Consider the following 14,215-nt stretch of genomic DNA (forward strand, 5'->3'; position numbering starts at 1 on the left):
GATGCGTGTCAGAAGCTAAACGCGAGAAAGCCTAGCTCGTATAGTAGTCTTGTATTTGAATGGTGATGTCATGTAACATAGGTGATTGTAATAAATGTCACTTTGTAAAACTTGTAAAGAATATAGGTCAGTAAGACTGCCTTACGACTTTGGAGACCTAGAATGCCCGCCGGATCCGGTAAGAAGCTCTTCGTCGGCCCGCGCTTCCGGCGGATCCGGCAGCAATTGGGGCTGTCGCAGACTCAGATCGCCGAGGGGCTCGGGATCTCGCCGAGCTATGTCAACTTGATCGAGCGCAACCAGCGTCCGGTGACTGCGCAGATCCTGCTACGGCTGGCCGAAACCTACGACCTCGACCTGCGCGACCTCGCGACCGCCGACGAGGACCGCTTCTTCGCCGAACTCAACGAGATCTTCTCCGACCCGCTGTTCCGCCAGATCGACGTTCCCAAGCAGGAACTGCGCGATCTGGCCGAGCTTTGCCCCGGCGTCACCCATGCGCTGCAACGGCTCTATGCCGCCTATACCGAGGCCCGCCAGGGCGAGACGCTGGCCGCGGCGCAAATGGCCGACCGCGACGTCGGCACCCGCTATGAGGCCAATCCGGTCGAGCGCGTCCGCGAGCTGATCGAGGCCAACCGCAACTACTTTCCGGAACTCGAGCAGGCCGCGGAGACTCTGCGCGACGGACTGAACGTGCCGGCCGAAGAGCTTTATGCGGCACTGGCGGCACGGCTGCGCGAAAAGCATTCGATCCAGACCCGCATCATGCCGGTGGACGTGATGCGCGAGACGCTGAGGCGCTTCGACCGCCATCGGCGCCAGCTCCTGATCTCCGAACTGGTCGACCCGCCCGGCCGCGCGTTCCAGCTCGCCTTTCAGCTCGGCCTCGTTGAATGCGCGCAGCATCTGGAGACCATCATCGGCCGCGCCGGCGCGCTCGACGACACACCGCGCCGCCTATTCCGGATCACGCTCGGCAACTACTTTGCGGCCGCGGTGATGATGCCCTACCCGGCCTTCCTGGCCGCGGCAGAAGCGTTGAACTACGACATCCATCTGCTGGCGCAGCGCTTCAATTCCGGCTTCGAGCAGGTCTGCCATCGGCTCACCACCCTGCAGCGGCCGAACGCGCGCGGCATCCCGTTCTTCCTCTTGCGCGTCGACAATGCAGGCAATGTCTCGAAGCGATTTTCGTCGGGCACGTTCCCGTTCTCGAAATTCGGCGGCACGTGTCCGTTGTGGAACGTGCACTCGACCTTCGACACGCCTGACCGCCTGCTGAAGCAGGTGATCGAGCTGCCGGACGGCACGCGCTATTTCTCGATCGCGCAGATGGTGCGCCGCCCCGTCGCGCCGCACCCGCTGCCACAGCCGCGCTTCGCCATTGGCCTCGGCTGCGAGATCCGTCACGCCGCGCGCCTCGTCTACGCTGCCGGCATCGATCTGGAGAAAACGGAGGGCACGCCGATCGGCGTCAACTGCCGTCTCTGCGAGCGCGAAAACTGCGCCCAGCGCGCCGAGCCGCCGATCACGCGCACCCTGATCCTGGACGAGACGACGCGGCGGGTGTCGAGCTTTGCATTCTCGAATGCGAGGGAGCTGTAAAGCACACCGCTGTCATGCCCCGCGAAGGCGGGGCATCCAGTACGCCGCGGCCTATCGGTTCAATCCCTGCCGTCTCGGAGTACTGGACGCCCGGTCAAGCCGGGCGATGACAGTTGAATGTGCGGCTGCACCCAATCCCTACGCCAGCGTATGCACGATCACCGGCCCGGCGGCGGCGCGGGCGTCGCCTGCAAGCAGCGCGCCCAGATCCTTCTCGATCCAGGCGATCGCACGCCTGTTCGCCTCCTCCGCCTGCTCGAATTTGTCGAAGATCGAAATCGCCGTGACCGTGTCGTCACCGGCATAGACGACGTAATAGGCGCGGAAGCCGTCGACGTCGCTGATGATCGGAACGGCGCCTTCCTTGATACGGCGCGCCAGCTCTTCGGCGCTCCCGCTTTTTGCCTTGGCCTGACGGATGGCGGCATACATGGCATCCTCGCTTCCGGCTATCTGGTTTGAGGGCTTGGTGCCCGGACCGCATGCTACGCCGAAGCGCGCGGGCAATCCACGCTTGGTTAACTCGGCGCTAATTCAGTTCCGCGATCCGCAACGATCGATTAAGCACGCCTCAACATCGCTGCCTTAGTCTCGCCCCACTCACTTTTCGCAAACAACGGCGGCTTATTCTGCCGCGTGAAGTGACATCAGGGGGTTCATCATGCGCATTGCGTTGCTGCTGACCGCGACCATTGTCGGCGCGCTCTTTGCCAATCCATCCCATGCCGGACCGCTGGATCCGTCCTCCGGCGCAGCGCAGGCGTTACCGCCGGGCTTCCAGAGCTACCGCGGCTACATGTTCGACCTGTCGGAGAATTCCGACCGCAAGGATGTCGACAAGCTCACCGACAATGTGAAGAGCCAGATCGACGTGGTCGAGGCTGCCGGCCTCTCGCCGCGCGTGCTGCGCTTCTTCCGCACCGTCCCGATCATCGCCAGCGAGCTGGCCTGCCTCGACGAAGGCGCCGCGACCGCGTGCTACGGCCGGGTCACGCCTGACATCCAGCGCACCGCTCCCCGCACGCTGACGGTCTGGGACCCCAACAAGCAGCGCTGGAGCAATCCGAACGCCGTCGACCTCGCGGTCGATTCCGGCCTCGGCGTGATCATGCTGCGGCCGGATATGATGCGTTACGAAAAGGAAGCGGTGCTGCTGCACGAGCTCCTGCACGCCTACCATGCGCGGCTGTTGCCGGACGGCTACGCCAACAAAGGCGTGATCGGCTATTACGCCTACGCCAAGTCCAAGGATCTCCTGCCCAAGGAATCCTATGCGCTGAAGAATCACATGGAATTCTTTGCGGTGACCGCCAGCATCTTCCTGGCCGGGAAGAGCGAATTCCACGACCCGAAGTCGCGCGAGGCGCTCAAGGAGAAGTTGCCGGACTATTACAAGTATCTGGTGGGGGTGTTCGGCTTCGACCCCGATCCGGCAGCTGCGAGCGGCCCGGTCGCCTCGCTGAAGTAAGACAGACAGCGCAAAACCAAGGCAGAGAGCCGCGCGCACAGCGCGGCTTTTTTGTTTTGGTCACCGGAAGCTGCGGATGACGCGCGGCCGGGAATTGCCAAGGTGGGGCCCGATCTGCATAGTCCCGCCCGCATCGATACCGTTTTCGAAGAGGATAGAACAACATGGCGGACGCCGACCTGGATGTCGTGATCCGGCAACTGGCCAGACAGCTGCATACGGGCCTGATGACCCGCGCCAAGGAGCGCCGGGATCGATTCAACGGCCTTGCGGCCAAGGCCAAGGGCAAGGAGACCGGCGACCGCTTCAAGATGATGGCCAAGGCCACCATGGAGCAGGCCGTTGCCGCCGCCAAGCGCCTGCAGATGTCCGCCGACAACGTCGCCGACAGCTACGCGCGGTCGATGCGGATCGCCGCCAGCACACCGGTCGCGGTGAAGGTGGAGAAGAAGGCGCCCAAGGAAAAGCCGGTGAAGAAGGCGAAGAAGGCCAAAACCAAGAAGTAGGAGCGCACTTTCTTCCTTCTCCCCTTGTGGGAGAAGGTGGCGTGAAGCGCCGGACGAGGGGTGGTTTCCGCGAATTCAACTGCAGCAGACTCACGCGCGGAGAGATACCCCTCACCCGTCTCGCCGCTTCGCGGCGAGCCACCCTCTCCCACAAGGGGAGAGGGTTGCAGCGGCGCACGCAGCTCTAGATATCTCTACCGCCCTGGCGCGGCGAGCCGGGTCGGCTCGGCGCTCGCGAGTTCAGCGAGTTTTGCGCGTGCCGCGTCGCGGGTGCGGGCATCCTTGCCGGCGGGCAGCGCCAGCGCGGCTTCGAAATCGGCGCGCGCTTCATTCGCCTGGCCACGCGCCAGGAAGGCGAGGCCGCGATCGAGCCGAGGCTGCGCATCGGAGGGGTCGAGGCGGACCGCGGTGTTGTAGCTCAGGATCGCGCGATCGAGATCGCCGGCGGCCGCGAGCGCGAGACCGCGCTGGTGATAGGGCGCGGCGTGCCTGGGATCATGCGCGATCGCCTCGTCGTAATCCTCGATGGCAAGTTCGAGGTCGCCGTTCTGCCGGCGCGCCAGCGCCCGATCGCGATAGAGCGAGGCACGGTTGGGATTGAGATGGATGGCCTCGTCGAAATCCGCGATCGCCCGCCGCCAGTCGCCGTGGCGCAACGCGATCCGTCCGCGCCCCTCATAGGCGAACGCGATCAGCGAGCCGCGCAGCGGCGAGAAGCCGATCACCGCCGAACAGATGTCGGGCTCGTCCTCGTCTCCGCAATTGACGACGGTGTGCGTGGACAGGCCAATCAGCACGCCCACGACGATCAACAATGGTACTGCAGCTTTGGTCATCTTCGACGGTGGCAGGCAGAGGGCCGGCCACGCATCCCCTTTCGCAGGAACTGTCACGGCAGGGTGTTAACACCGGCCGGGACCGTCCTGTGTGCGACAGGTCACAAAGCGTGCAAATTAGAGCCGCTGCTGCGTCAGCCCCAAGGCCCGCGCGAGGAGGAGCGGCCCCACGGGCTCCGCGGCGGATAGTTCTCATTGGCGCCGACCGACGGCGACGCCTGCGCACCAAGCTCGGCTGCGAGCTGCTGAAGCGCCGCGATGCGATTTTGCGTCGAGGGATGGGTGGCAAACAGATTGTCCACGCCGTGGCCCGACAGCGGATTGATGATGAACATGTGCGCGGTGGCTGGATTTCGTTCCGCCTCGAAATTCGGGACCTGATGCGCCGCGCTTTCGATCTTCACCAGCGCCGATGCCAGCCACATCGGCTGACCGGCGATGCGTGCGCCGAGATTGTCCGCGGCGTATTCGCGGGTGCGGCTGATCGCCATCTGCACCAGCATGGCGCCGATCGGGGCGAGGATCATCATCAGGATCGAGCCGACGATGCCCGGGCCGTTGTTGTCGCGGTTGCCGCCGAAGAACATGCCGAACTGCGCCAGCATCGAGATCGCACCGGCAATGGTCGCGGTCACAGTCATCAGCAGCGTGTCGTGGTGCTTGATATGAGCGAGCTCGTGCGCGATCACGCCCGCAAGCTCCTCGCGGCTGAGCTGGTGCATCAACCCGGTGGTGACCGCAACCGCGGCATTCTCGGGATTGCGCCCGGTGGCAAACGCGTTGGGCTGCGGCTCGTCCATCAGGAACACGCGCGGCATCGGCAAGCCGGCGCGGGCCGCTAGCTCGGCCACGAGCCCGACCAGCTCCGGTGCGCTGCTGCGGTCGACCTCATGGGCGCCATACATGGACAGCACCATCCGGTCGGAGTTCCAGTAGGTGAAGAGATTGGTCGCCGCGGCAATGACGAGCGCAATCATGGCGCCGCCGGCACCGCCGATCAGATAGCCGACGCCCATGAACAGGGCGGTGAGGCCTGCGAGCATCATTGCGGTACGAAGATAATTCATGGCCGTCTCCCGAGGCCGGCCGTAGCCGCTGGAGGCGTTGCGGGCCGGCGAGCATGAGGTAGGGATGACCCCGGCCCGCCCGCAAGGTTTCAAGGTGCGTCGCGGAGCCGCGGCACTGGTTTGAGGTCAATCGTTCCATTAAGCTTGGCCGAGAATCCAAGCGTCTCCTCCCCTTGCGGAAACCTCATGCTCCAGACCCGATTTGCGATCGCGGCCGCCGCCCTGCTCACGCTCGCCCTTCCCGCCTCTGCCCAGTTCGCGCCGCCGCCGGCAAAGCCCGCGGCTCCCAGGGCCACTGGGCCCTCGCCGCGCGCGGCGTCGTGCCATAACGGGGCGAACTTCGATCGCTTCCTGGTCGACGTGAAACAGCAGGCCGTTGCCGCCGGCGTGTCGCAGCGGACGATCGCGGCGGCCTCGCCTTACCTCGTCTACGACCAGGGCATCGTCAATCGCGACCGCGGCCAGCGCGTGTTCGGCCAGCTCTTCACCGAATTTGCCGGCCGCATGGCCGCGCCCTATCGCATGCAGAACGGCCAGCAACATATCAAGCAACATGCGGCCGCGTTCGCGCGCGCGGAAAAGGAATACGGTGTGCCGCCGGCAGTGATCGCCGCGTTCTGGGGACTGGAGAGCGATTTCGGCGTCAACATGGGTAATCTGCCGACACTGAAATCGCTGGTGTCGCTGGCCTATGATTGCCGCCGCTCGGAGATGTTCGTGAACGAGACCATCGCCGCGCTGAAGATCATCGACCGGGGCGACCTGCAACCGGACGAGATGGTCGGCTCCTGGGCCGGCGAGCTCGGTCAGACCCAGTTCCTGCCCGTGCATTACGTCAACTATGCCGTCGACTATGACGGCGACGGCCGACGCGATCTCCTCCGCAGCGAGGACGACGTGATCGGCTCGACCGCGAACTACATCGCCAACGGCTTGAAGTGGCGGCGCGGCGAGCCGTGGCTGGAGGAGATCAAGGTGCCGCAGAACCTGCCGTGGGATCAGACCGACCTCACGGTGCAGCTGCCGCGCTCAAAATGGGCGCAGCTCGGGGTTACCTATCCCGACGGCCGGCCGCTGCCGAACGACAATCTCGCGGCCTCCGTGCTGCTGCCGATGGGACGCTTCGGTCCGGCCTTCATGGCATACCCGAATTTCGCGGCCTACACCGAGTGGAATAACTCGCTGATCTATTCGACCACCGCGGGCTATCTCGCCACCCGCATCGCGGGCGCGGCTCCGATGCGAAAGCCGTCCACACCGGTCGCGCAGCTGCCGTTCAACGAGCTCAAGCAATTGCAGCAGCTTCTGGTCCAGGCCGGCTTCAATGTCGGCAAGGTCGACGGCGTGCTGGGCCAGCAAAGCCGCGCCGCCGTGAAGGCGATGCAGATCAAATACGGTCTGCCGGCAGATTCCTGGCCTACGGCCGAACTGCTCGCTCGCATGCGCGGGGGCACGGCACAGGCGCAGCCAGTGGGGACGATCCGGTAAGCACCAGGATCGCTGTCATGCCCCGCGAAGGGCATCCAGTACGCTGCGGCCTATCGATTCAATCACAGCTGCCTCGGAGTACTGGATCGCCCGGTCAAGCCGGGCGATGACACCGAGGGTATGACGCCGATAGCACCACAACCCCGCTCGGTAGAATTCGCACTGCACAAGCCCCTCCGGCGATTGTATTTTTCCATGACGTTCCCATGTGAGTAGCTCAGGTTTCTCCTGAGATTTCCCACTTTTGAAGCGAGCATCACATGTCCTTCCACGACGCCGTCGTTCCCGCCTATTTGCAAATGCTGAACAGCCTGACCGGCCTGCTCACGAAAGCCGAGGCGCATTGTGCGGCCAAGAAGGTCGATCCCGCCGTCCTGCTCGGCTCCCGCCTGTTTCCGGACATGCTGCCGCTCTCGAAGCAGATCCAGCTGGTCAGCGATTTCGCAGCCAAAGGTTGCGCCCGGCTGACCCATAGCGACGTGCCCTCCACACCGGACACCGAGACCAGCTTTGCGGAGTTGAAGCAGCGCCTGGCGAAGACCATCGACTACGTGAAATCGTTCAAGCCCGAGCAGTTCGAGGGCGCCGACACCAAGGACGTCACCTTCCCGGCCGGCCCCGACAAGTCCATCACCATGAAGGGCCAGCAATTCCTGAGCGCGTTCTCGCTGCCGAACTTCTATTTCCACGCCGCAACCGCCCACGGCCTTCTGCGCCACGCCGGCGTCGAGATCGGCAAGCGCGATTTCCTCGGCGCGAACTGAAAGGCGATTATTCAGACGGCCGCGGCGGGAGATCCAATCTGCTGCTGCGGCTGAAATTGCACATGCTTTATGCTGCGCGGCTCGGCTGCGCATCTCGCCTGCAGTTTCTGTATGGCTCCTCCCTTGCGCTGATTGCCGCAATGCACAAGTGTTCCGGATCTCTCACCGCCTGGAAGCATTCTCATGAGCCGTTCGACCAAATTGTTTGAGACCTACAAGCTCGGCCCGATCACGCTGGCGAACCGTTTCGTGATGGCGCCGCTGACGCGCAACCGCGCCGTTCCCGGCACCTTCGTACCGGGCGCGCTCGCCGCTGACTATTACGCCCAGCGTGCCTCGGCGGGGCTTCTGATTACCGAAGCGAGCCAGGTCTCACAGCAGGGCCAAGGCTACCAGGACACCCCCGGCATCTACTCAAAGGACCAGGTCGCCGGCTGGCGCACGGTCACCGATCAGGTGCATCAGCGCGGCGGCAAGGTCTTCATCCAGCTCTGGCATGTCGGCCGCATCTCGCATGTCGACCTTCAGGCCAATGGCGCAGCCCCGGTGGCGCCGAGCGCGATCCGCGCCAAGGGCAAGACTTTCGTGAACGGCACTTTCGCCGACGTCTCCGAGCCCCGTGCGCTCGAGCTCTCCGAAATTCCAGGCATCATCGACGATTTCAGGCGCGCCACGAAGAATGCGCTCGAAGCCGGCTTCGATGGCGTCGAGATCCACGGCGCCAACGGCTATCTGCTCGAGCAATTCGCCAAGGACGGCACCAACAAGCGTACCGACGCCTATGGCGGCTCGATCGAGAACCGCGCGCGGCTGATGCTCGAGGTCTCCAGGGCCGTCGTCGCCGAGGCCGGCGCTGATCGCACCGGCATCCGCATCTCGCCGGTGACGCCGGCCAACGACATCTCGGATTCGAACCCGCAAGCCTTGTACGACCATATCGTCGACGGCCTCGCCGCGCTCAAGCTCGTCTATCTCCATGTCGTCGAAGGCGCCACCGGCGGTTCGCGCGACATCGCGCCGTTCGACTATGCGGGCCTGCGCAAGCGCTTCCCCGGCGCCTACATCGCCAACAACGGCTATGATTTCGACCTCGCTGCCAAGGTGCTCGAGGCGAACGCGGCCGATCTCATCGCCTTCGGCAAGCCGTTCATCTCCAATCCCGATCTGGTCGAGCGGCTGAAGCAGGGCGCGGCGCTGAACGACTGGGACAAGAACACGTTCTACGGCGGCGGCGCGAAGGGATACACGGACTATCCGACGCTGGCGGCTGAGCCGGCGGAATAAGGCGTCGTTGTCGCTCCATCCTCCGTCATTGCGAGGAGCGAAGCGACGAAGCAATCCAGACTACCTCCGTGGAAAGACTCTGGATTGCTTCGCTTCGCTCGCAATGACGTGTGGAAGCAAAATCCACGACAATAAAAAGAAAAAAGGCCGGGATTGCTCCCGGCCTTTCGTCGTTATGCTGATGTGCCTTACTGCAGCGAAGCGCGCTTCGGGGGCTGTGCCGGCCACGACTTGATCAGAGTGTCGTAGTCGACCGTCTCACCCTTCGGCTTCTCGTTGGCGAGCTTGCGCTGCGGGGCAATCGTGCCGTCCTTCTGGGCCTTGGCGAACCAGAACTCGGCCGACTCCTTCTTGTGCAGCTTCGGACCGCAGGCGCCCTGCACGCCCGACTTCTCCAGACGCTCCATGACGGAGTCCTGGGCCGCGGCAAGCGAGTCCATCGCGGCCTGCGGCGTCTTGGCACCGGACGACGCATCGCCGATGTTCTGCCACCACAGCTGCGCCAGCTTCGGATAGTCGGGCACGTTGTTGCCGGTCGGGGTCCACTGCACGCGCGCGGGCGAGCGGTAGAACTCGATCAGGCCGCCGAGCTTCGGCGCACGCTCGGTGAACGACTTGTCCCAGATGTCGGATTCACGGATGAACGTGAGACCGACATGGCTCTTCTTCAGCGACACCGTCTTGGAGACGATGAACTGGAGATAGAGCCAGGCCGCCTTGCGGCGATCCGGGGGAGTCGATTTGAGCAGCGTCGCCGAACCCGCATCCTGGTAGCCGAGCTTCATGCCTTCCTTCCAGTACGAACCGTGCGGCGACGGAGCCATACGCCACTTCGGCGTACCGTCCGCGTTCATCACGGCGATGCCCGGCTTCACCATGTCGGCGGTGAAGGCGGTGTACCAGAACATCTGCTGGGCGATGTTGCCCTGCGCCGGCACCGGACCCGACTCGGAGAAGGTCATGCCCTGGGCCTGCGGCGGAGCATACTTCTTCATCCACTCGAGGTACTTGGTGATCGAGTAGACCGCGGCCGGACCGTTGGTGTCGCCGCCACGCTCGACCGAGGAGCCGACCGGACGGCAGCCTTCCATGCGGATGCCCCATTCGTCGACCGGCAGACCGTTCGGGATGCCCTTGTCGCCGTTACCGGCCATCGACAGCCAGGCGTCGGTGAAACGCCAGCCGAGCGACGGGTCCTTCTTGCCATAGTCCATATGGCCATAGACCTTGACGCCGTTGATCTCCTTGATGTCGTTGGTGAAGAACTCGGCGATGTCTTCGTAGGCTGACCAGTTCACGGGCACGCCGAGCTCGTAGCCATACTTGGCCTTGAACTTGGCCTTGTAGTCGGCGTTGGTGAACCAGTCGTAGCGGAACCAGTAAAGGTTCGCGAACTGCTGGTCGGGCAGCTGATAGAGCTTGCCGTCCGGCGCCGTGCCGAACGACTTGCCGATGAAGTCGTTGACGTCGAGCATGGGGTCGGTGACGTCCTTGCCCTCGCCGGTCATATAGTCCGACAGCGCGATGGTCTGGCCGTAGCGGAAGTGGGTGCCGATCAGATCGGAATCGTTGATCCAGCCGTCGTACACGTTCTTGCCGGACTGCATCTGGGTCTGCAGCTTCTCGACGACGTCACCTTCCTGGATGATGTCGTGCTTGAGCTTGATGCCGGTGAGCTCGGAGAACGCCTTGGCCAGCGTCTGCGACTCATATTCGTGGGTCGTGATGGTTTCGGAGACCACGTTGATCTCCATTCCCTTGAAGGGCTCGGCGGCCTTGGCGAACCACTCCAGCTCCTTCTTCTGGTCTTCCTTCGACAGCGTCGAGGGCTGGAATTCCGCGATCCACTTCTGGATCGCGGCGTCGTCGGCGGCGCGCACCGGCGCCGAGACGGCCAGCGACACCGCGACGATGGCGGCGACGCTGGACATCGTCAGAAAGCTATTCTTGGTCAATGGACGTTCCCTTCTCCTAAACTGCCGCATGTTATTCCTCCGTTGCAGCGACAAACTTTTTACAGGCCCGGGTTGGTCCCGGATCTGGCCGTTCCTTCGCGGGCTAGACCGTGCGGAAAATGAGTACGGCCGTGGCCAGCGAAATTCCTGATGCGATCCAAAGGCGCGAAATTTCAACTCCGTCCTCGCCGATCGGCAGCGTGGCGAGGGGGTCGGTGCCGGCGAAGGCGATCCACAGCAAGTGGATGACCGCCGCCGTGATCAGGGAGATGAACAGGCGGTCGCCGCGCGTGGTCGGGATGCGCAGCACGCCGACGCGCTCGGCTTCGGGATAAGCCACCCCGAGCCAGGTCATCACAGCCAGCGTGCAGGCGAGCGCGACAAAAAAGATCGCCGTCGGCGGCGTCCAGGCCATCCATGCAATCCATTCCATTTGATGCCTCCCTAGACCCGACCGAGCGCGAAACCGCTCGCGATATAATTGCGGACGAACCAGATCACGAGTGCGCCCGGGATGATCGTCAGCACGCCGGCTGCCGCCAGCAGGCCCCAGTCCATGCCCGCAGCCGACACCGTGCGCGTCATGATCGCCGCGATCGGCTTGGCCGAGACCGAGGTCAGCGTGCGCGCGAGCAGCAGCTCGACCCAGGAGAACATGAAGCAGAAGAAGGCGGCGACGCCGATGCCGCTCGCAATCAGCGGCACCAGGATCTTGATGAAGAAGCGCGGGAAGGAATAGCCGTCGAGGAAGGCGGTCTCGTCGATCTCGCGCGGCACGCCGGAGACGAAGCCTTCCAGGATCCACACCGCCAGCGGGACGTTGAAGATGCAGTGCGCGAGCGCGACCGCCAAGGGCGTATCGAACAGCCCGATCGCCGAATAGAGATTGAAGAACGGCAGGGCATAGACCGCGGCCGGCGCCATGCGGTTCGAGAGCAGCCAGAAGAACAGATGCTTGTCGCCGAGGAAACGGTAGCGCGAGAACGCGTAGGCCGCCGGCAGCGCCACCGAGATCGAGATGATGGTGTTGAGGACGACATATTCCAACGAGTTGATATAGCCGGAATACCAGCTCTCATCGGTGAAGATGCGCTTGTAGTGCTGGAGCGTCGGCGCGTGCGGCCACAGCGTCATCGTCGAGACGATCTCGGCGTTGGTCTTGAAGCTCATGTTGACGAGCCAGTAGATCGGCAACAGCAGGAAGATCAAAAACAGCGCCATGATGAGGCGACGGCCGGGGATCGAGTGCATCACACGGCTCCTTCCTGCGGCTTCCGATCGCTGCCGGCGTTGGTCATGACGGTGTAGAAGATCCAGCAGACGATCAGGATGATGAGGTTGTAGACCAGCGACAGCGCGGCGGCCTTGCCGAGGTCGAACTGGCCGAGCGCGATCTTGACCAGCTCGATCGACACGAAAGTCGTCGAATTGCCGGGCCCCCCACCAGTCACCACGAACGGTTCGGTGTAGATCATGAAACTGTCCATGAAGCGCAGCAGCACCGCGATCAGCAGCACGCGGTTCATCTTCGGCAGCTGGATCGCCTTGAACACGGCCCAACGCGAGGCGCCATCGATCTGCGCCGCCTGGTAATAAGCCTCCGGGATCGACTTAAGTCCGGCATAGCACAGCAGCGCGACCAGGCTGGTCCAGTGCCAGACGTCCATCACGATGACCGTGACCCAGGCGTCGATGTCGTTGGAGACGTAATTATAATCGATGCCGGTCGCATTGAGGACATAGCCGAGCAGGCCGATGTCGGGACGGCCAAAGATCTGCCAGATCGTGCCGACCACGTTCCACGGGATCAGCAGCGGCAACGCGAGGATGACGAGGCAGGCCGCAACCGTCCAGCCCTGGCGCGGCATCGAGAGCGCGACGACGATGCCGAGCGGCACCTCGATCGCGAGGATCACCAGCGAGAAGAACAGATTGCGGCCGAGCGAAGCCAGGAAGCGGCCGCCGAGGTCGGTCGAAGGATCGAGCAATTCCTTGAACCAGCCGACACCGTTCCAGAAGAACTGGTTGTTGCCGAAGGTGTCCTGCATCGAATAGTTCACCACCGTCATCAACGGCAGCACTGCCGAGAAGGCGACGACCAGGAACACCGGCAGCACCAGGAACCAGGCTTTTTGGTTGATAGTCTTGTCCATCAGGCGGCTCCCTCCACCAGAAGGCTGTCGGCATAGACGTGGACGTGCGACGGATCGAATTTCAGGCCGGCCGTGCCGTCCGGGCTGGTGAAGCCGGCCGGCGCGCGCGCCGCGAGCTTGGCGTCACCGAGCCGCGCGCGCGCGAAGCGGATGCGGCCGAGGTCGTCGACGCGTTCGATCTTCGCACTGAGCAGGCCGGGCGCCGGCGCGACGGCCTCAACGAATTCCGGACGGACGCCGATCTCGATCTTCGCGCCAGCAGGCAGCTTGTCGTAGCTGCGGTTGAGCGCGATCACATGACCGCCGATCTTGGCCTCACGGCCCCTCACCTCGGCCGGCAGGATGTTCATGCCGGGCGAGCCGATGAAATAGCCGACGAACGTGTGCGCCGGCTTGTCGAACAACTCGGCCGGCGTGCCGCTCTGCACCACGCGGCCGTCATGCATGACCACCACGGTGTCGGCGAAGGTCAGCGCCTCGGTCTGGTCGTGGGTGACGTAGATCATCGTCAGGTCGAGCTCGCGATGCAGCGCCTTCAACTTGGAGCGGAGCTGCCATTTCAGCTCGGGGTCGATCACGGTGAGCGGCTCGTCGAACAGCACGGCGGCAACGTCGGAGCGTACCAGGCCGCGGCCGAGCGAGATCTTCTGCTTGGCATCGGCCGTGAGCCGCGTCGCCTTGCGGTTCAGATAGGGCTCGAGGTCGAGCAAGCGGCCGATCTCGGCGACCCGCTTGTCGATCTCAGCCTTCGGCACGCCGCGGTTCTTCAGAGGGAACGCCAAATTTTGCCCCACCGTCATGGTGTCGTAGATCACCGGAAACTGGAACACCTGGGCGATGTTGCGCTTCTGGGTTGACAGCGGTGTGATGTCCTCGCCGTCGAACAGGATTTTCCCCCGCGACGGCGTGATGATGCCGGAGATGACGTTGAGCAGCGTGGTCTTGCCGCAGCCGGACGGCCCGAGCAGCGCATAGGCGCCGCCCTGCCGCCAGGTCATGGTGACAGGCTTGAGAGCAAAGCTGTCCTGCGGGGCATCATTGCCGCCGTAGGAGTGGGCGAGATCGACGAGGTCAATGCGGGCCATG

14 protein-coding genes are annotated in these 14,215 nt (G+C 63.8%); 6 read left to right on the plus strand and 8 right to left on the minus strand.

Annotated elements, in window-relative coordinates; all coding sequences use genetic code 11:
- Positions 1–162: 162 nt before the first annotated feature.
- Positions 163–1,608, plus strand: coding sequence for a short-chain fatty acyl-CoA regulator family protein (locus RX329_RS34035; protein ID WP_018454969.1), 1,446 nt, complete (start codon positions 163–165; stop codon positions 1,606–1,608).
- A 138-nt stretch (positions 1,609–1,746) separates the two neighbouring features.
- Here the strand turns inward: RX329_RS34035 and RX329_RS34040 are convergent, their stop codons facing one another.
- Positions 1,747–2,040, minus strand: a complete 294-nt coding sequence (locus RX329_RS34040) for an antibiotic biosynthesis monooxygenase (protein ID WP_007607017.1) — start codon at positions 2,038–2,040, stop codon at positions 1,747–1,749.
- Positions 2,041–2,269: 229 nt separating this feature from the next.
- Here RX329_RS34040 and RX329_RS34045 point away from each other — a divergent pair, with 229 nt between their 5' ends.
- The gene (locus tag RX329_RS34045; protein ID WP_018454970.1) at positions 2,270–3,076 is read left to right on the plus strand and encodes a hypothetical protein; all 807 of its coding nucleotides are present in this window, start codon (positions 2,270–2,272) and stop codon (positions 3,074–3,076) included.
- Positions 3,077–3,240: 164 nt separating this feature from the next.
- Positions 3,241–3,582 (plus strand): hypothetical protein, encoded by a 342-nt coding sequence (locus RX329_RS34050; protein ID WP_018454971.1) that lies wholly within the window; start codon positions 3,241–3,243, stop codon positions 3,580–3,582.
- Positions 3,583–3,776: 194 nt separating this feature from the next.
- On the opposite strand, the gene RX329_RS34055 is transcribed toward RX329_RS34050, so the two are convergent.
- Complete coding sequence (locus RX329_RS34055) at positions 3,777–4,418, minus strand: tetratricopeptide repeat protein (RefSeq protein WP_026232851.1); 642 nt, start codon at positions 4,416–4,418, stop codon at positions 3,777–3,779.
- A gap of 134 nt (positions 4,419–4,552) precedes the next feature.
- Entirely contained in the window at positions 4,553–5,485 is a 933-nt protein-coding gene (htpX, locus tag RX329_RS34060; RefSeq protein ID WP_317244922.1) for a zinc metalloprotease HtpX, read from the minus strand.
- A gap of 186 nt (positions 5,486–5,671) precedes the next feature.
- On the opposite strand from htpX, the gene RX329_RS34065 reads away from it, so the two are divergent.
- The 3 genes from RX329_RS34065 to RX329_RS34075 all read left to right on the plus strand — a co-directional run bounded on the left by RX329_RS34065 (position 5,672) and on the right by RX329_RS34075 (position 9,021).
- The gene (locus RX329_RS34065) at positions 5,672–6,973 is read left to right on the plus strand and encodes a lytic murein transglycosylase (RefSeq protein WP_317244923.1); all 1,302 of its coding nucleotides are present in this window, start codon (positions 5,672–5,674) and stop codon (positions 6,971–6,973) included.
- A gap of 260 nt (positions 6,974–7,233) precedes the next feature.
- Positions 7,234–7,737: a DUF1993 family protein gene (locus tag RX329_RS34070; protein ID WP_204513817.1), complete on the plus strand. Its 504-nt coding sequence runs from the start codon at positions 7,234–7,236 to the stop codon at positions 7,735–7,737.
- 183 nt (positions 7,738–7,920) lie between these two features.
- Entirely contained in the window at positions 7,921–9,021 is a 1,101-nt protein-coding gene (locus RX329_RS34075) for an alkene reductase (RefSeq protein ID WP_018454976.1), read from the plus strand.
- A gap of 188 nt (positions 9,022–9,209) precedes the next feature.
- Here RX329_RS34075 and RX329_RS34080 read toward each other — a convergent pair whose 3' ends face one another.
- The 5 genes from RX329_RS34080 to RX329_RS34100 all read right to left on the minus strand — a co-directional run bounded on the left by RX329_RS34080 (position 9,210) and on the right by RX329_RS34100 (position 14,214).
- Positions 9,210–10,952, minus strand: a complete 1,743-nt coding sequence (locus RX329_RS34080) for an ABC transporter substrate-binding protein (protein WP_039799251.1) — start codon at positions 10,950–10,952, stop codon at positions 9,210–9,212.
- Positions 10,953–11,079: 127 nt separating this feature from the next.
- Positions 11,080–11,409 carry a DUF2160 domain-containing protein gene (locus tag RX329_RS34085; RefSeq protein ID WP_018454978.1) on the minus strand — a complete coding sequence of 110 codons (330 nt, stop codon included), beginning with the start codon at positions 11,407–11,409 and terminating at the stop codon, positions 11,080–11,082.
- An 11-nt stretch (positions 11,410–11,420) separates the two neighbouring features.
- The gene (locus tag RX329_RS34090) at positions 11,421–12,227 is read right to left on the minus strand and encodes a carbohydrate ABC transporter permease (RefSeq protein WP_317244924.1); all 807 of its coding nucleotides are present in this window, start codon (positions 12,225–12,227) and stop codon (positions 11,421–11,423) included.
- Positions 12,227–13,129, minus strand: a complete 903-nt coding sequence (locus tag RX329_RS34095; RefSeq protein WP_018454980.1) for a carbohydrate ABC transporter permease — start codon at positions 13,127–13,129, stop codon at positions 12,227–12,229. The genes RX329_RS34090 and RX329_RS34095 overlap by 1 nt, the downstream gene beginning before the upstream one ends.
- Positions 13,129–14,214: an ABC transporter ATP-binding protein gene (locus tag RX329_RS34100; RefSeq protein ID WP_018454981.1), complete on the minus strand. Its 1,086-nt coding sequence runs from the start codon at positions 14,212–14,214 to the stop codon at positions 13,129–13,131. The genes RX329_RS34095 and RX329_RS34100 overlap by 1 nt, the downstream gene beginning before the upstream one ends.
- Position 14,215: the final 1 nt, after the last annotated feature.

The organism is Bradyrhizobium sp. BWC-3-1 (genome assembly GCF_032917965.1).
Lineage (GTDB): Bacteria > Pseudomonadota > Alphaproteobacteria > Rhizobiales > Xanthobacteraceae > Bradyrhizobium > Bradyrhizobium canariense_D.